Origin of the sequence: Thalassobium sp. R2A62, from assembly GCF_000161835.1 — a bacterium.
Taxonomy (GTDB): domain Bacteria; phylum Pseudomonadota; class Alphaproteobacteria; order Rhodobacterales; family Rhodobacteraceae; genus Thalassobium.
Window position 1 is genome coordinate 1,359,882 of the sequence record NZ_GG697169.2, and the last position, 16,336, is coordinate 1,376,217.

At 55.9% G+C, this 16,336-nt stretch carries 18 protein-coding genes and 1 other RNA gene; 4 read left to right on the forward strand and 15 right to left on the reverse strand.

Translation table 11 applies throughout. The features are described from left to right. Positions 1-56 precede the first annotated feature (56 nt). From TR2A62_RS06765 to rnpB, 9 genes are all read right to left on the reverse strand, one after another. Positions 57-1,331 (reverse strand): glutamine synthetase family protein, encoded by a 1,275-nt coding sequence (locus tag TR2A62_RS06765; protein WP_009158457.1) that lies wholly within the window; start codon positions 1,329-1,331, stop codon positions 57-59. Between the two features lie 2 nt (positions 1,332-1,333). Further along, positions 1,334-2,569, reverse strand: coding sequence for a cytochrome P450 (locus tag TR2A62_RS06770; protein WP_009157869.1), 1,236 nt, complete (start codon positions 2,567-2,569; stop codon positions 1,334-1,336). Further along, positions 2,562-3,290, reverse strand: coding sequence for a type 1 glutamine amidotransferase (locus TR2A62_RS17555; protein WP_009159909.1), 729 nt, complete (start codon positions 3,288-3,290; stop codon positions 2,562-2,564). Before TR2A62_RS17555 ends, TR2A62_RS06770 begins: the two co-directional genes overlap by 8 nt. Before the next feature lie 54 nt (positions 3,291-3,344). Next, entirely contained in the window at positions 3,345-4,286 is a 942-nt protein-coding gene (locus tag TR2A62_RS06780) for a tripartite tricarboxylate transporter substrate-binding protein (RefSeq protein ID WP_009159085.1), read from the reverse strand. 22 nt (positions 4,287-4,308) lie between these two features. Next, a complete protein-coding gene (locus TR2A62_RS06785; RefSeq protein WP_009160073.1) occupies positions 4,309-5,805 on the reverse strand; it encodes a tripartite tricarboxylate transporter permease in 1,497 nt (498 codons plus the stop codon). A gap of 9 nt (positions 5,806-5,814) precedes the next feature. Continuing rightward, on the reverse strand, positions 5,815-6,549 hold the full coding sequence (locus TR2A62_RS06790) for a tripartite tricarboxylate transporter TctB family protein (RefSeq protein ID WP_040820331.1): 735 nt from the start codon (positions 6,547-6,549) through the stop codon (positions 5,815-5,817). A gap of 295 nt (positions 6,550-6,844) precedes the next feature. Continuing rightward, positions 6,845-7,012: a 50S ribosomal protein L33 gene (rpmG, locus tag TR2A62_RS06795; RefSeq protein ID WP_009159342.1), complete on the reverse strand. Its 168-nt coding sequence runs from the start codon at positions 7,010-7,012 to the stop codon at positions 6,845-6,847. A 139-nt stretch (positions 7,013-7,151) separates the two neighbouring features. Further along, positions 7,152-7,622, reverse strand: coding sequence for a GNAT family N-acetyltransferase (locus TR2A62_RS06800; protein ID WP_009158529.1), 471 nt, complete (start codon positions 7,620-7,622; stop codon positions 7,152-7,154). 29 nt (positions 7,623-7,651) lie between these two features. Further along, positions 7,652-8,047: RNase P RNA component class A (gene rnpB, locus TR2A62_RS17825), an RNA gene on the reverse strand. Positions 8,048-8,167: 120 nt separating this feature from the next. Here rnpB and TR2A62_RS06805 point away from each other — a divergent pair. Then, positions 8,168-9,211: a proline racemase family protein gene (locus TR2A62_RS06805; RefSeq protein WP_009158684.1), complete on the forward strand. Its 1,044-nt coding sequence runs from the start codon at positions 8,168-8,170 to the stop codon at positions 9,209-9,211. Here the strand turns inward: TR2A62_RS06805 and TR2A62_RS06810 are convergent. The 6 genes from TR2A62_RS06810 to TR2A62_RS06835 form a co-directional block, all read right to left on the reverse strand. Beyond that, positions 9,208-9,681 (reverse strand): tRNA (cytidine(34)-2'-O)-methyltransferase, encoded by a 474-nt coding sequence (locus TR2A62_RS06810; protein ID WP_009160594.1) that lies wholly within the window; start codon positions 9,679-9,681, stop codon positions 9,208-9,210. The genes TR2A62_RS06805 and TR2A62_RS06810 overlap by 4 nt on opposite strands. 98 nt (positions 9,682-9,779) lie before the next feature. After that, positions 9,780-10,493: an N-acetylmuramoyl-L-alanine amidase gene (locus TR2A62_RS06815; protein ID WP_009157862.1), complete on the reverse strand. Its 714-nt coding sequence runs from the start codon at positions 10,491-10,493 to the stop codon at positions 9,780-9,782. Continuing rightward, positions 10,454-11,257 carry a hypothetical protein gene (locus TR2A62_RS06820; protein WP_009160760.1) on the reverse strand — a complete coding sequence of 268 codons (804 nt, stop codon included), beginning with the start codon at positions 11,255-11,257 and terminating at the stop codon, positions 10,454-10,456. Before TR2A62_RS06820 ends, TR2A62_RS06815 begins: the two co-directional genes overlap by 40 nt. Positions 11,258-11,288: 31 nt before the next feature. Then, positions 11,289-12,770 (reverse strand): Asp-tRNA(Asn)/Glu-tRNA(Gln) amidotransferase subunit GatA, encoded by a 1,482-nt coding sequence (gene gatA, locus TR2A62_RS06825; RefSeq protein ID WP_009160155.1) that lies wholly within the window; start codon positions 12,768-12,770, stop codon positions 11,289-11,291. After that, a complete protein-coding gene (gene gatC, locus TR2A62_RS06830) occupies positions 12,770-13,057 on the reverse strand; it encodes an Asp-tRNA(Asn)/Glu-tRNA(Gln) amidotransferase subunit GatC (RefSeq protein WP_009158281.1) in 288 nt (95 codons plus the stop codon). The genes gatA and gatC overlap by 1 nt, the downstream gene beginning before the upstream one ends. Positions 13,058-13,105: 48 nt before the next feature. Beyond that, positions 13,106-13,549 (reverse strand): nucleoside deaminase, encoded by a 444-nt coding sequence (locus TR2A62_RS06835; RefSeq protein ID WP_009157566.1) that lies wholly within the window; start codon positions 13,547-13,549, stop codon positions 13,106-13,108. 52 nt (positions 13,550-13,601) lie between these two features. Here TR2A62_RS06835 and TR2A62_RS06840 point away from each other — a divergent pair, with 52 nt between their 5' ends. From TR2A62_RS06840 to TR2A62_RS06850, 3 genes are all read left to right on the forward strand, one after another. Next, a complete protein-coding gene (locus TR2A62_RS06840) occupies positions 13,602-14,405 on the forward strand; it encodes a pseudouridine synthase (RefSeq protein WP_009160517.1) in 804 nt (267 codons plus the stop codon). 64 nt (positions 14,406-14,469) lie between these two features. Then, entirely contained in the window at positions 14,470-15,291 is an 822-nt protein-coding gene (locus TR2A62_RS06845; RefSeq protein ID WP_009159699.1) for a TerC family protein, read from the forward strand. A gap of 137 nt (positions 15,292-15,428) precedes the next feature. Continuing rightward, on the forward strand, positions 15,429-16,313 hold the full coding sequence (locus TR2A62_RS06850) for a 5-bromo-4-chloroindolyl phosphate hydrolysis family protein (protein WP_009157449.1): 885 nt from the start codon (positions 15,429-15,431) through the stop codon (positions 16,311-16,313). The last annotated feature ends 23 nt before the right edge of the window (positions 16,314-16,336 follow it).

Below are 16,336 nucleotides of genomic sequence, written 5' to 3' on the forward strand. Positions count from 1 at the left end.
CTTTCGGGAAAGTCTGCCTTAACTAAACCGTGTAGTAAAGTTTTTTGACACCCAGCTCAAACGAAGGGCAGGTAAAAGTCGCGCACCTCATCGACACTCTTACCGATCAAACGCTTGAATTCATCCCGCTTGAGATACAACAGCGCATCACAATAGAGCGTACCAATCGCGTTTCGCAGCTCGACGTCTTGGTCCAGAGCATTCAAAGATTTGTCCAAACCTGACGGGACATGCCGCTTTTCGCGGACGTTTTCCCAGCCATCCAAATCCTCGGCAGGTTGTAGTGGCAGCTTGTTCGTATAGCCCAACCGCGCTGCTTGAAGAACGCTTGCCACAGCCTGATAGGGGCTGGTGGCACAGTCTGCCATCCGGTGTTCGAGCCGTGCAGATTTTGGCGATTTTGACGACGTCCGCGTTGTAACCAGACGGTGGTCTTCGGCCCAGTTCGCCCAGTAGCCAGCCAAACCACCCGGATTCAACCGATCATAACTGTTCACGGTTGTCGCCAGCATTCCAGCGAGGGCCGGATGATGTTCAATCAGGCCCGCAACACAATGCTTGGCCAAATCAGACAGCTCGCCGTCTGGCGCGATTGCGTTGTTCCCGTCCTTGTCATTGAAGCTAAAGTTGACGTGCAGCCCCGATCCACCGCGATCCGGCACGGGCTTGGGCATGAACGTCAGCAGCAGCCCTTTCTTGAGGCCAATCTCGCGCGCCATAGTCCGCATCAAGAACGCATCGTCACAGGCTTTGACAGCAGTGTCGAACCTCATCGTCAGCTCAAACTGCCCGTTGTCGAACTCGCCATTCATGCTTTCGATTGGAATATCAGCGGCATAAGCGGCTTCCCAAATGTCATCCATGACACCCTTGGGGTCGCCTTCTGGTCCGGTGCTATAGACAAAGCCTCCGAGCGTATCATAGGGCCGCCAAACTCCGTCTTCATCTTTTTGGAAAATGAACGCCTCAGTCTCTAGCCCGATCATGGGGGAATAGCCCAACGCTTCCCAATCCTGCACCGCACGTTTCACTGCGCCGCGCTGGCATAGACCAAACGGGGCGTCATTCGCATATAGATCACCCAGTGCGATCTCGGTGCCCACCTGCCAACCCTTGCGCCGTTCGGCGTCCAACACGAGCTCCATATCCGGAACGCCGTTAAAAAATTCGCTTCCTGGTACCGTGACGAGATCGCGATCATAAGAGACAGCAAAGGCACCACGCGCAAAACCAATGGCACCACCAGCAGCCACATCCGGCGGAACGTATTTGCCACGTGGCAAATTCAACATGTCGTTAAACAAGGCGCGGGTGCGTGTTATCTTGGTCATTTTTAGGTCGCCTTGGTCGCGCGAACGTTCAGTTCTTTGACGCCGCAAATAAAGTTCGACCGCGTCCATGTCGGGGCCTCAATCGCTTCGAAACGATCAATGCGTTTGACCAACTCTTCGATTGCGATCCGCACTTCAAGCTTGGCTAAATGCATCCCCAGACACACATGGATACCGCCTTGCCCGAACGCCAAATGCCGGTTCGGACTGCGACCCAATTCGCAGGCGTGCGGGTTCTCAAACACGGCCTCATCGCGGCTGCCAGACACAAACCATAGCAGCGCCTTATCGCCTTCTTTCAGCGTCTTGCCGTGCAGTTCATAGTCCTGCGTGACTGTACGCCGAAAATGCATCGTAGGGGATGCAAGGCGAATGAATTCGTCAGCACAGGTGTCCCAATGATCCCCAGTTCGCAGCTGTGCGATCAAATCGGGATTGTGCGCCAGTAGGTTCAACGCCATGGAAATCGAATACCGCGTTGTGTCGTTGCCCGCCGCGACCAAAAGACAAAAGAAGTTCTTGAACTCCAACTCTTTTAATCCGTTCTCATCCCTCATCATCTTGGCCAGAATGCCGTCTTCGGCGACCGCACGGCGATTTTCCAACAGGTCTGATGCATAGTCGTACAGGTCGATGCCCGCAGGGCTACGAAATGGCATCAAGCGGTAGGCGCTGGTGTCCATTTTATCGACAACGTGATCCGTGAAATCAGGATCTGAGTTACCGATCAGCGCATCGCCCTTTTCAACCAGCCAATCCAGATCTTCGTCCGGCACCCCTAGGATACGCCCCAGCATCATCATAGGCAGCTGTTTGGCCATTGCATCGACAGCATCAAATTCAGTCTTCTCTAGTGCTTTATCAGCGATGTCGCTCGCCAGCTCACGGATCAATCCTTCGAACCGCCCCATAACTGGCTTGGCAAAGTTCGGATTCACGACGCGGCGTGTCACTGTGTGCTCTGGCGCATCGGTTTCTTGGAACGTACGGCGCGCCATATATTCATCGTGGCTCTGATCCTCGAGCCGGATCCCCTGCGCGGAGCTAAAAATTGGTCCTTCGCGATTGGCGAGAGCAATATCCGCGTGGCGGGTCAGGTTCCAAAACCCTTTGGTCTCGTCGTCCCCCTCAGTCCACGACACTGGGTCCTCTTTACGAAGCCGATCAAATGTCTTGTGTGGCACACCGTTGGCAAAGCTGTCGTGGCTCAACAGGTTGAGATATCCGTCGTCATGCATGGGTCATGGCTTTCTTAAAGAATTCCGTCGTCCAGAGGCCAAAGATATGCCCCTCTTGATCTTTTTCTAAACTGTCCCACGCAGACTTGCGTTCCTCTGCGGGAATCGAGCTTTCGGTGAAACGCAACACGCAGGACATAAAGTCATTGCAAAATTCTGGGTGAAACTGCGTCGTAAAGATATGGCCGCCTTTGGCAAAGCTGGCGACCTTGCAATTCTTGGAAGATCCCAGCAAATCACACCCTTCAGGCAGCGTGGTCACCGTGTCTTCGTGAAAGACATACATCGGCAGCGCATCACGATCAGGGATCATCCAAGGACGCTTGGTATGATAGTGCGTGTCTTCAATCCCGACGTTGTATCCATCGGGCTTTTTCTCGACTGTTCCGCCCAGCGCCAGCGCGATCGCTTGGTGGCCGAAACAGGCGCCCATCAATGGCTTCTTCGCGGCGTCACAGCGGCGGATGAAATCCATGAGGTCATCGGTAAATACGTGCTGGTCCAGAACGCTCAGTGGACTGCCAGTGATCATGTACGCGTCTTGTTCATTCAGATCTTGCGGCACTTCGCCACCGATCGTCATGTAAATTCTGTAGTGAAACCGATCATCCTGCGCATCAAACATGTCGCGGAACCGGTGAGAGTCGTCAGGGAACGCATCACCGACCTCGACACTTTTGTCGTGGTTGGTCTGCAGTATGCCGAGCTTGATACGTTTCATGATATCTCTTTTCGAGAAGAGCGCCCGCCGTATACCAGCAGGCGCTCAAGAGTTTTAGTTTTCGAGTGCTTCCATCATCTCGCCAACCACTTCGCGGTCGTTGAGAACACGTTGAGCTGCAATCGACGCATCCTGCCAGTAAACGCCGGCACCTGTTTCGGTCATCAACTGCTGGGCTTCGTCAGACGCCATTGTGTTTTTTGCGATCTGTGCCAGCGTGTCGATCACTTCTTGTGGTGTACCTTTGGTGACGAACAGGCCATTCCACAACTCCAGATCCTTGATACCGGACTGCGACGACAACGTCTCAACGCCGTTCAGCTTTGGAATTGGGTCGTTACCGATGTTGGCCAAGATATTCAGGTCATCCAAGCAAGGCTCAATCAACGCCAGCGTCGTGTTAATCACATCCGCGTCGCCTGCCGACAAAGTGTTACAGTCCAGCAAGTCAAAGGCCGCATCATCTGCAAACTCAAAGTCCATCGCTTGGGCTGCCGCAAAGGATGCAACTGTTGGTGTCAGGCTCGCGCCAAAGTGACCCAAGACAACGTCATTGTCCTGTGCGTGTGCCGCCAGTTCAGCCATGTTGCTGTAAGGTGCATTACCAGAGGCCGCCAAAACAAATGGGTAAGTTAGGAAGATGCCGACAGGCTCAAAGCTGTCCATCTCGATGCCGATGTCGATCAGTGGGCCAACGATTGGCACAACGCCAACAAAGGATCCAATGACTGTACCGTCGTTAGGCGCGGCCAACACGTCCAGCGCACCCGGGAATGGGCCATCGCCACCACCTGGTTTATTCACAACCGACGCCGAAACGCCTGTTGCTTCTTGCATGTTGGCTGCAATCATCCGTGTCAGGATGTCTTCAAAGTCACCCGGTGGGAAAGGCACAACAAACTGTACCGGTGATGTTGGATATTCGGCCATTGCAGGCAGCGCGCCAGCAAGAACCGTCGACGCTGCAAGAGCAGCCGTCAGAGCAAGTTTTTTCATTTTAGTCTCCCGTTGTTTTTGGTCATGTTTGATAGTCCGTGCGTCTGTTTTTGATCGACGTCCAAATGATGAATCCTATGACCATAAGGATCACCACGAATAAGATGCCCGAGACGGGCCGGTTGACCAGATCAATCGCTGATTTGATTTGTCCCGCGCCGGCGGTCAGCCTCTCAACAATGATCGACCCGAGGACGAGCCCCAGAACGATGGGCACAAGAGGCCAGTCGAGACGGCGCAATACAAAGCCGACAAAGCCAAAGCAGACCGCGAAAATGCAGTCTGTCAGGCTGTTTCGGATCGAATACACCCCCACAAACGACAAGATCATAATGAACGCTCCCAAAAATCTGTTGGGGATATAGACCATCTTGGCAATAAAACGGGTCGACACCAGCAGCGTCGCCAGCACCAAGACGTTGATGATCAAGAGAGCCGTGAACAAGCTGAACAGAAAATCCGGGTTGTTCTCAAAGATATCTGGCCCCGGCTTGATGCCTGCATCAAAGAAAACAACCATCATCATAGCGGTCAGCGCCTCGCCCGGCACACCCAGCGCCAAGAGCGGGATCATCGCGGCCGCCGGAACAGCGTTGTTCGATGTCTCCGAGGCGATCAGCCCCTCGTGCGAACCGTGTCCAAATCGCGCGGGCTCTTTGGACAGCGACCGTGCCGTTGAATAGCTAAAGAACTGCGCGACAAACTCGCCCACTCCCGGAATGATCCCCATGACGGTGCCGTACATCGCAGACAACAACGTGATCAGTTTGCGGCCCGCGATCTCGCGAAAGCCGCTCAACAGACCGCCCGTGATACGGGCCTCGGGTGGATCATCGTCCTTGCCAACCATCAGATTCAACGCTTGGCTAAGCGCAAAGATACCCACGATCACAACAATCAAATTAAAGCCGGAATAGAGATACTCGATATCAAAGGTATATCGGTCTATCTTGCGGGTTGATTGACGTCCGATCATCGCGATCAAGAAACCAAACCCGAACAGCAGCGCTGCGATGCCCATCGTCTGGCGATGCGCCGCAATCAGCAAAACGCCCCCCAGTACCGCGGCCATCAAAATATCGCGCTGACCAAACAATGCTCCCAAGTCACGCAGATACGGGCCAAATACAAACAACGCGATCAACGCCATGAGGATGGAAAAGCACCCACCAAAGAACGACGCCGAATACGCTAATGACAAAGCGCGCGACGCCTCGCCCCGTCGCGTCATCGCATACCCATCATAGGTCGTTAGCGCATTCACCGGCGTCCCCGGCGTGTTGATCAAGATCGCCGGTATCGCCCCGCCGTACATCGACGAACCATAGACCCCAAGCAACAGAACCAGACTGACCAAGTCATCCAGAAACACCGTTGCGGGCAACAAGATCGCAATGGCAATCGCCGGCCCGATACCCGGAACAGCGCCGATAATCAGACCGCCCACCGACCCGATCACAATCGACAACAGCACCGCGGGCTGCATCAGACTGTCCAATCCTGTGAGAAAAGCCTCCATCAGCGCGCCCTAAAAATACGTCAACATGAATGCACGCGTGGCCGCGGGCAGTTGATCATAGAGCCAGATGCTAATCGGCGTCTTGATCTGTAACAGCGTGCGAAACGCCACCACGACAGCAAAGCTCGACACGAAACCGGTCACGATCCAAGACCGGCCTCGATAGCCCAGTCGCCATGTCAAATAGGTCCCCAATATCAGGGTCGACACTAGATACCCCAAGATCGGAACGATCAGGGTATAGCCGATGAAATAGGCCACGTACTCTAGCGCGGCCGCATATTTGGTTAGCTCGAAAGACACGCTGGTCGGCAACAAGAACCGCTTGCGCCAAGCCGTTTCATTCCATGATCCGCGCAAATTCCAAAGCGCCGCGGGGACGAACACCAGCAGACACAGCAATGGCGCGACCCATGATTGTTTGAGAATGCGGCCCAACCGCGTGACCCGCCCTTCGATGTCGGCGAGCCCGAATTGATATGCCACATATGTCCCGAGCTCGTCAGGCAGTTTGCGTGTTTCCCACCCCGTTTGCGTCCAAAAGAATGCAAAGAAAAAGAGAGCCAGCAACGCCACGACAATCGAAACTTCCAAGTCCCCACGGGTGCGTGAGAATTTGAACAAGTCCTCGACCTTTACCTTTTTGTCTGGCGGGCATTCGCTTTGGAATACAGTCGTTCCGTCCAGCGGAGATGCCTCATCGAATAGATACAAGTCATCTGGCGTGTTGGACGATTGGCTCATCTTGGTGCCCACACCACGGCAAGACCCCAGCACAAATGCCAGTTTGAAGATGCTTCAAAGCACAAGAGTTTGCTTGGAAATTTCATGTCTTCAGCACTTCAGTCCCAGGAAGGTTTGCTCATCCTTGCTGAACTTGCAGAGAAATACTTAACATGTCAAGTAATATGGCTGCACCACTTTGCCTATCCCCTGCGGTCCACCTGACCCGAGAATTTGCAGCTGGCATGGGCGACCCCAGAAACGAAAAAGGCCACGCGCGAAGCGTGGCCAATCCAGTCGAAAACGAAATCAAGCCTTACTTGATTTTGCCTTCTTTATACTCAACGTGCTTGCGAACAACTGGGTCGTATTTGTTGACGACCATCTTTTCAGTCATTGTCCGTGCGTTCTTTTTGGTCACATAAAAGTGGCCAGTGCCTGCGGTCGAGTTCAGGCGGATTTTGATTGTGGTTGGCTTCGCCATGATCGTTCTCCTACTCGCAGGTCCGCATACGCGTCCAAGCGGTTCAAATGTCAGGCCTGCGTTTTAGCTAACACAGGGTCCCTGTCAACCGCTTTTACAGGATTCACCCGACTTCAGAAGCCCTAGCCCCCATTCAGTGTCACAACAGCTTGTCAAACCGCCAAACACCCAGATCATAAGGCCCTTCTGACGTGTCGACCTGAATCTCGACTACCCCCCGATTCCTCCAGCCGTGCTTCTCGTAAAACCGCGCAGCCCTGTCATTTCCGACCGAACACGCCAGCCAAACCAGCCCGCGATCCAGACGAGCCTCGGCATCCGCGATCATCTTTGCCGCAACCCCATGCGCCCGCGCCTCAGGTGCCACAAACAATTGTTTGAGCTCGTCACGATTGACCTGACACAACGCCACTGGGGCGCCAACCGACCCCATCACCGATACCTGCGCCCGTGCGCCCGCCAACCGGTCGTGAAAACTGTCTAGCGTGCGCAATGCGGTCAGTGACGCTGGGACGATGTCCAAATGTGCCTCGTACCAGCCATCATACCACAGCTGAGCCGCAGCTCTGATTTCTGACGCCTCAAGCGGGCGCGGTCCTTCAAATTCCATAGTCCCTCACTCTGCGGGGCGGCTATAATATGCGCGGATGGTCTATAAGCCGGATTTTGTTCCCGCATTGCTGCGTTCGATGATCATTCATCTCGACCCCATGTTACCATGACGCCTCTAGCTGCCAACCCGAACCTCTGGCCTAAAGCGAGCCTGTGGTTGCCCACGCGAGGTTCCTATTTGGCATTGCTCCCGGTGGGGCTTGCCGTGCCGATCCTGTTGCCAGTCTCGCGGTGGTCTCTTACTCCACCGTTTCACCCTTACCGCGGGGTAGTATCGGTAGCCCGACCCGTCCCGTGGCGGTCTGTTCTCTGTGGCGCTGTCCCTTGGGTTACCCCAGCCGGGCGTTACCCGGCACCGTTGCCTTATGGAGTCCGGACTTTCCTCGAAACGGTTGCCCGCCCCGCGATCATCCGACCATCCGCGCAAATGCGGGACTATTGAAGGAACCGCGCGGCGTCAATCCTCGGCGATCATAGCCGTCTGCGCCCTTGTTTCGCCGCTTGAACCCCGCCATCCTGCCCAAACCCAACGGCGAGGCACCAATGCGCAGTTCCAAAACCATCCACACGATTTCCTGCCATGCCGAAGGCGAGGTTGGCGATGTCATCGTAGGCGGCGTCGCACCGCCCCCCGGTGACACTCTTTGGGAGCAACGCAATCATATTGCCAAAGATCAAACCCTGCGCAATTTCATGTTGAACGAACCGCGCGGCGGTGTCTTTCGCCACGTCAATCTGCTGGTCCCGCCCAAACACCCAGAGGCCGACATGGGCTTTATCATTATGGAGCCAGAAGACACCCCACCAATGTCTGGCTCAAATTCGATCTGCGTCGCAACTGTGCTGCTCGACAGCGGCATCCTACCGATGAAGGAACCCATTACCCATCTCACACTCGAAGCGCCCGGTGGCATCGTTCGCGTCCGCGCCGATTGCATAGATGGCAAAGCAATCAGCATTGCTGTGCAAAACCTGCCCTCCTTTTCTGGACAACTTGGTGTCACCCTCGATGTGCCGGATTTCGGGCCTATCACCGTCGATACCGCCTATGGCGGCGACAGTTTCGTCGTGGTCGATGCGGCCAGTATGGGTTTTGATCTGGTCGAATCCGAGGCTCTACAGCTTGCCCAACTTGGCGTACGCATCACAAATGCCGCCAATGCACAGCTTGGCTTTGATCACCCCGAAAACCCCGAATGGACCCATATCTCGTTTTGTCTGTTCGCAGGGCCGATCTCTCGCACTGCCACAGCCACCGGCGCGCATCTCGAAACCACCGCTGCCGTCGCCATCCAACCAGGTAAAATCGACCGCTCACCCACAGGAACTGCGGCCTCGGCCCGTATGGCGCTGTTGCACGCACGTGGTGAGATGGCACAGGGCGACACGTTTACCGCCCGTTCAATCATCGGATCGAGATTTCACGGCGTCATCGCAGACACCACTCAGGTCGGTGACATCCCCGCGATCATTCCCGAAATCAAAGGCCGAGGATGGATCACAGGAACGCATCAACAAATGCTCGATCCCAGCGACCCTTGGCCGACCGGTTACCGCCTGACCGACACATGGCCCGCCAAAGGCTAACCGCCGAGCGTTCCGCGCATAGCCTGATAGATCGCAGCCGTCGCTACATTCGCCAAATTCAGTGACCGCACACGCGTGTCCAACATCGGCAGATGGAACATCCGGTCTTCCATCCCGTCCAACACGGACGCAGGCAGACCGGCGGATTCGCAGCCAAACACCAGATATCCATCAGGATGATATTCGGGCGCATAAAAGCTCTGCGCGCCGTCTTCTTCGAAGAAATACATTTGATCGCGCGGTGGCTGTCGCGTCTCAAGGAAATCCGCCCAACTGTCATATTCGCTTAGATCGACATGCTTCCAATAGTCCGTACCTGCCCGCCGGACCGACTTTTCATCCAGTGAAAACCCGTAAGGTTTGATCAGGATCAATTCGAGCCCCAACGCCACGCAACTACGCCCGATTGCCCCAGTATTATAAGGAATTTCAGGCGTCACGAGGACCATTTTCAAACGTGGCTTTGTCATCAAATCACTGCCAATTCACACATGTCTGACGCTGGATGCGCCCCGCACACCTGTTACTCTGAACCACGCGCAAACAGCAACGCGAAACGCGGTTGGGTTTAGACCATGACACCGCGCACGGCCGGATAACGCGCAGCCAGATCACACATCCGCCCCATGTCCACCGCATCCAATGGCCCCCGCGCCCACGGACGGAACCGCATTCGCATAGTCGCGAGCAACACATCATCTTGGGCAACTGGATAGCCAAATCGCACCGCTGCGGCACGAAACCCATCCCAATCGGGATCAACTTGCTGCCCTTCGGACCAAACCGCCAATCCGCCCAACGCCAAACGACGCCAATCAAACCGCCCACCTGGGTCGATCTTGCGACCCGGTGCAAAATCCGAATGCCCAATCACACCTTCAGCTGGAATATCCCAACGGTCCATGATCCCCGCGACCAACGCCTCAACCGCGTCCATTTGTGCCGCTGCAAACCCATGTGTACCTGCATTCGAGATCTCGATGCCAATGGACCGCGAATTGATGTCATCCAAACCGCCCCACGTGCCCGCACCTGCGTGCCACGCGCGGTCGGCCTCTTCCACAAGGCTCCAAACCGCGCCCACTTCGGTCACCACATAATGAGATGAGACTTGGCTTTCTGGATTACACAGCCAACGGCACGCACCGTCGGCATCGTTCATTGCCGTGTAGTGCAGCACAATCAAAGAGGGCCGCAACCCATTACGGCGCGGCCCAAAATTCTGCGATGGATGGCTCAGCGTCAGTTGCTTAGACCCGAACGGAACGGGCGCGGATCCCAACCACAGGCGAACCCGTCACCATCGGGATCAATGCCCAACCGGTCTTTTTGCGGACCGCCACGAACAAGGAAATCCTGCTGCGCTTGATCGGGGGACGCATATTTCAAACAGTTACGCTGAAACTTACGCTGACCGTTAAAGCGGCTGCGTGAAAATTGCTGCTGGCCCACGTTATTTGTCGTCGACAATGCATATTGCACGATGTTTGGTGCGCCGCCGCCGTCCCGCTGGGGCAAGGCTGTGGGCTGAATAACTTGGTATTGCGCCGCATTTTGGGCGCGTTGCTCTGCGTCCAGCTCGATACCGCGCCTATCGATCACTGCGCTGAAATCTTGCTCATCGGAAATGCCGCCACGATTCTGAACGAGGCTCGGAGCCGCGTTTGCAGGCGATGCTTCGACGCGTCCTGCGCCACCTTCGATGTTCGACGCTGTTCCGGCAACTGCGGGCGATGTCGGCGTCGTCGCGCCAATTCCTGCTGCGGCCAAATCATTTGTAGAAACCGCGCCCGTATTCGCCTCGGGGATTGCAGACAACGGTGCATTTGTCGGCGTCGGCACCGTCGCACCCTCTGGCTGGACTGTCTGAGGTTGCGCCGCCACAACAGTGGCCGCTGGTCGCCCTTGCAGCTGTGCTTCGCGGTTCAAACGGTTGGCTTCATAGGTGTTGTAATCACCAAACCCAACGCCGGCTCCACTATCAGGCAGCGCGGGTTCACAGGCGGCCAAACACGCCACTGCGATTGCAAAATATACTGTCTTCACTGGTCCAAACCTTAGTTCCCTCGGGAGGTCTTTACCACCAACGGTCCGGTTTGGCTACAAAACCACACGCACGTTCCAGTGAGTAAGCGGTATTCAGCATATCGCCCTCTTCCCACGGACGTCCGATCAACTGCAGTCCCAAAGGCAAACCATCCGCGCTCATCCCTGCTGGGATCGCGACACCTGGTAGACCTGCGAGGTTTACAGTGACTGTAAACACATCGTTAAGATACATCTGCACGGGATCGGCCTTGGCCGCTTCGCCCAGACCGAACGCAGCACTCGGCGTGGCTGGTGTCAAAATCGCATCAACACCCGCCGCAAACACATCTTCAAAGTCTTTCTTGATCAGCGTCCGCACCTTGCGGGCGCGGTTAAAGTATGCGTCATAAAAGCCTGCAGACAAAACATAGGTTCCGACCATCACGCGACGCTGAACTTCGGCACCGAACCCTTCGGCGCGTGTCTTTTCATACATCTCGGTGATGCCGTCGCCCGCGTCCAGTTTGGCACGGTGGCCGAAACGCACACCGTCATACCGGGCTAGGTTCGACGATGCCTCTGCTGGCGCGATCACGTAATACGCAGGCAGCGCATATTTCGTGTGCGGCAGGCTGATGTCGCGAATTTCCGCACCTGCGTCTTTTAGCATCGCAGTGCCGTCTTCCCACAGCTTCTCGATCTCGGCAGGCATTCCGTCCATGCGGTATTCCTTGGGGATACCGATGACTTTGCCGCGAATATCGCCAGTCAGTGCCGCTTCAAAATCCGGAACAGCCAAATCGGCACTGGTCGAATCCTTGGCATCGTGACCGCACATCGCTTCAAGCATGATCGCAGCATCGCGGACATCTTTGGTCATCGGTCCCGCCTGATCTAGCGAAGACGCAAATGCGACGATGCCCCAACGTGAACACCGGCCATACGTCGGCTTGATCCCTGTGATACCAGTGAACGCCGCAGGCTGGCGGATCGATCCACCAGTGTCCGTACCCGTCGCACCCAGACACAAATCAGCAGCAACAGCCGAGGCCGACCCACCAGACGAGCCGCCAGGTGTGAGGTTGCGATCATCAATCTTCCACGGGTTTACAACGTCACCATAGGTCGATGTTTCGTTCGACGACCCCATCGCGAACTCGTCCATGTTGAGTTTGCCCAACATAACCGCGCCACGGTCAAAAAGCTGTGCAGAAACAGTGCTTTCATACTCGGGCTTAAAGCCGTCTAGGATGGCCGAGGCGGCCTGCGAAGCTACACCCTTGGTGCAAAACAAATCCTTGATCCCCAATGGGATACCGCACAAAGCTGGCGCATCACCCGAAGAAATACGTTTATCTGCGGCTGCCGCCTGCTCTTTTGCCAAATCAGGTGTGTGATGGACAAAGGCGTTCAGAACTCCGGCACCTTCGATTTCCGACAAACACGCTTCGGTCAATTCCGCCGATGTGATTTCTTTTGCGCGCAGCTTGTCGCGCGCGCCAGCGATGGTCAGTTTGTTCAGATCAGACATTATTCAACCACCTTCGGCACAGCAAAGAACCCTTCACGCGCATCTGGCGCATTTGACAGCACAGCTTGGGGCTGGCTGCCGTCTGTGACCACATCTTCGCGGCGCTTCAAACGCTGCGGCGTCACCGATGTCATAGGTTCAACACCTTCAACATCCACTTCGTTCAGCTGTTCAATGAACCCAAGGATCGCGCTGAATTCCTGCGCCAATGCGGGCAGTGCGTCTTCTTCGACCTTGATGCGGGCCAGTTTGGCCACGCGGCGTGCGGTTTCAGTGTCAATGGACATGACGGGTCTCCGTTCAAAACTCACCTCGCGTTTAGCGCCCCGCGCAGCCTATCTCAACCCCGCAAAAAACGCGCGTAGCATCTCGGATGCGGCCTCGGCCCCGATTCCGTCATAGACCTCGGGGACGTGGTGACATTGGCTATGGGTGAAAATGCGTGGGCCTTGGACGATGCCGCCCGATTTCGGGTCCCCCGCCCCATAGTAAAGCCGCGCAATACGCGCATTGGAAATCACGGTCGCACACATCGGACATGGCTCTAGTGTCACGTATAAATCATGGCCCACCAGTCGCTCGGACCCTGCTGCGGCACAGGCCTCGCGGATCGCCAGAACCTCAGCATGGGCGGTCGGATCGTTTCGCTCGCGTGTCCGGTTGCCTTGAGCGGCTACGACCTTGCCGTCCGCCACCACAACTGCGCCCACAGGCACCTCGCCGCGCGCACCAGCCAAACGCGCCTGTTCCAGCGCCTGATCCATGAAGGACGTAAACATCCCCTGTCATCCCGCATTGCGCCGCGTGGGGCAAGCGGCTAAGGCATCTGATATGACTGATACACCAGAAAACACAGGCCCCACCGGCCAACGCATCGCCAAGGTTTTGGCCCGCGCAGGCGTCGCAAGCCGCCGCGAAGCTGAACGCATGATCGAAGCTGGCCGCGTTCGCGTGAACAGCAAATTGATCGAAAGCCCAGCCCTGAATGTGGTGCCCAGCGACCGAATTTCTGTAGATGGCAAGCTGATTGGCGACCCAGAACCGACCCGCATGTGGCTGTTTCACAAGCCCCAAGGGTTGATCACATCTGAACGTGATGAAGAAGGCCGCGAGACTGTGTTTGATGTTTTGCCACCAGAAATGCCCCGCGTCTTGTCCGTCGGCAGGCTCGATCTCAACTCCGAAGGCCTCTTGGTTCTTACCAATGATGGCGAGGTCAAACGCAAGCTGGAACTGCCCTCAACAGGCTGGTTGCGCCGCTACCGCGTACGCATCAAAGGTTCGCTATCAGAAGCCAAGCTTGATGAATTGCGCGAAGGTATCACCGTCGAAGGCGTCCATTACCAACCCATGGACGTGACCTTTGACCGCCAACAAGGTGCCAATGCATGGCTCACAATTGGCATCCGCGAAGGTAAAAACCGCGAAATTCGCCGTACGATGGAGGCGCTCGGCGTCACCGTGAACCGATTGATCCGCATCTCTTATGGGCCCTTCCAATTGGGCAACATCAAAGCGGGCGAGGTTGAAGAGCTAAAATCACGCGTCGTGCGCGATCAACTCGGCCTCGACCCCCGCCCAAAACCCGAGCGCACCCGCAAAACGGGTGCTAAGGGGAAAAACACTCGCAAGTGAACCCTTGTGGCGCGTCCTGCGTTGTGGATTATACCGATAACAACTTTTTGGATGGGGATCCTCAATGGCCGACCTGATTACGGTTGAAAACCTGATTAATCTTGTGATGCTCTGCTTTTTGCAGGCTGTTTTGGGCTTTGATAACCTGCTCTACATCTCGATCGAGAGCCAACGCGCCCCTGTCGCCAAACAAAAATCTGTCCGCCGCTGGGGCATTTTGATCGCCGTCGCCCTGCGCGTCGTGCTGCTGTTCACAATGATCCAACTCATTGATGCGATGGCAGATCCCTTTGTCATCCTTGACTATCCTGGCATCATCGAAGGCGGCGTGAACTTTGCCACCTGCGTCTTTGTCATCGGTGGTGCGTTCATTATGTACACCGCGATCAAGGAAATCCGGCACATGCTGTCGATTGAACACCTCGGTCACGACGTCGAAGGTAAATCGGGCAAATCCGCAATGCAGGTCGTGATCTTGATCGTCATTATGAACCTGATCTTTAGCTTCGATTCGGTGCTCTCGGCTCTGGCCATCACCGATGTGTTCCCGATCCTTGCCTTTGCGATCATCCTTTCGGGTGTCGCGATGCTGTTTCTCGCTGAAACCGTCACGACCTTTCTTGAAAAGAACCGCATGTACGAAGTGCTCGGTCTCTTTATCCTATTGATCGTCGGTGTTGTTCTTTTGGGCGAAGCTGGTCCCGCTGCTGCCCACGCGATGCATGACGACAGCCTACAGATCAAAGTCTTTGGCACAGACATTATTCCGATGTCCAAATCGACCTTCTACTTCTCGGTTGTCGTGCTCGTTGCCGTCGAAATCATCCAGTCCGGCTATAGCCGCAAACTGAATGCTGAACGCAAAGCCTTGCAAGACCACCGCTAACCACCACGTGCTATCCAACTCGTGTAAACCAAACCCAAGGGGGCACCATGTCCGCTAAAACGATCCAAAACTTGTCTTACGTGGTGCTGATCAATTTGATGTTCGGCGCGGCCACTGGCTGGATCGGAGGCTAGGGCATGGCGCAAAAATTTGGCGGTCAGCACAGCCCCGATGGGCCGACCCAAACCACACATAGCGACCGGATCGTGGCAGAGACCCGTCAGGTCGACGCCGCAGGGGCCAAGGCGAATATCCTGTTCATCCCCGCGATCCCATTGGTCTTTACGTCTCTCAATGACGGCCCCTTTACGCTGGGCCTAGCGCTGGTTGGGGCCGCCACCCTGACACTTGCGGCGTGGCTTCTGCGCGACGGCCTACGGGCCGAAGCCGCCTATAAGGCCCGCAAAGTTGCCCGTCGCCCCGCCCTTCCTCGGAAACTCGCAGCGACAGTTTTGACAGGCGTTGGTGTTGCCGTGGCCTCGGTCACAAACGAGGTCGGGATCATCGGATCGGTGCTCTATGGCGTGATCGCCAGCGCCCTGCACCTGACAGCGTTTGGCATCGACCCTCTGCGCAACAAGAACATCGAAGGCGTCGACCTCTTTCAACAAGACCGCGTCGCCCGTGTTATCGACGAGGCTGAAAAACACCTTACTGCAATGCGCGCAGCCATCTCCAAAACTGGCGACCGCGTTCTAGAGGCTCGCGTTGACCAGTTTCAGAATGCAGCTCGCACAATGGCCCGCACGGTCGAAGAAGATCCCCATGATCTGACAGGCGCGCGTAAATACCTAGGCGTCTACCTTCAGGGCGCCCGCGACGCGACAATCAAGTTTTCGGATCTCTATACCCGGAAAAAAGACGCCAGCGCCAAAGCCGACTTCGAGGCGTTGCTGACCGATCTAGAAACCAATTTTACTGCACGGACTGAAAAAATGCTGCTGGATGACCGCAGCGACATGGACGTGGAAATCAAAGTGCTGCGCGATCGTTTGCAGCGCGAGGGCGTAACCTCCAAGTGAGCTGCGCCACAATGAAAAGGAAC

Bases quoted from the DNA above. Each gene is read 5' to 3' on its own strand.
- TR2A62_RS06765 (WP_009158457.1), bottom strand. From the start codon at position 1,331: ATGACCAAGATAACACGCACCCGCGCCTTGTTTAACGACATGTTGAAT.
- TR2A62_RS06770 (WP_009157869.1), bottom strand. From the start codon at position 2,569: ATGCATGACGACGGATATCTCAACCTGTTGAGCCACGACAGCTTTGCC.
- TR2A62_RS17555 (WP_009159909.1), bottom strand. From the start codon at position 3,290: ATGAAACGTATCAAGCTCGGCATACTGCAGACCAACCACGACAAAAGT.
- TR2A62_RS06780 (WP_009159085.1), bottom strand. From the start codon at position 4,286: ATGAAAAAACTTGCTCTGACGGCTGCTCTTGCAGCGTCGACGGTTCTT.
- TR2A62_RS06785 (WP_009160073.1), bottom strand. From the start codon at position 5,805: ATGGAGGCTTTTCTCACAGGATTGGACAGTCTGATGCAGCCCGCGGTG.
- TR2A62_RS06790 (WP_040820331.1), bottom strand. From the start codon at position 6,549: ATGAGCCAATCGTCCAACACGCCAGATGACTTGTATCTATTCGATGAG.
- rpmG (WP_009159342.1), bottom strand. From the start codon at position 7,012: ATGGCGAAGCCAACCACAATCAAAATCCGCCTGAACTCGACCGCAGGC.
- TR2A62_RS06800 (WP_009158529.1), bottom strand. From the start codon at position 7,622: ATGGAATTTGAAGGACCGCGCCCGCTTGAGGCGTCAGAAATCAGAGCT.
- TR2A62_RS06805 (WP_009158684.1), top strand. From the start codon at position 8,168: ATGCGCAGTTCCAAAACCATCCACACGATTTCCTGCCATGCCGAAGGC.
- TR2A62_RS06810 (WP_009160594.1), bottom strand. From the start codon at position 9,681: ATGACAAAGCCACGTTTGAAAATGGTCCTCGTGACGCCTGAAATTCCT.
- gatA (WP_009160155.1), bottom strand. From the start codon at position 12,770: ATGTCTGATCTGAACAAACTGACCATCGCTGGCGCGCGCGACAAGCTG.
- gatC (WP_009158281.1), bottom strand. From the start codon at position 13,057: ATGTCCATTGACACTGAAACCGCACGCCGCGTGGCCAAACTGGCCCGC.
- TR2A62_RS06835 (WP_009157566.1), bottom strand. From the start codon at position 13,549: ATGTTTACGTCCTTCATGGATCAGGCGCTGGAACAGGCGCGTTTGGCT.
- TR2A62_RS06840 (WP_009160517.1), top strand. From the start codon at position 13,602: ATGACTGATACACCAGAAAACACAGGCCCCACCGGCCAACGCATCGCC.
- TR2A62_RS06845 (WP_009159699.1), top strand. From the start codon at position 14,470: ATGGCCGACCTGATTACGGTTGAAAACCTGATTAATCTTGTGATGCTC.
- TR2A62_RS06850 (WP_009157449.1), top strand. From the start codon at position 15,429: ATGGCGCAAAAATTTGGCGGTCAGCACAGCCCCGATGGGCCGACCCAA.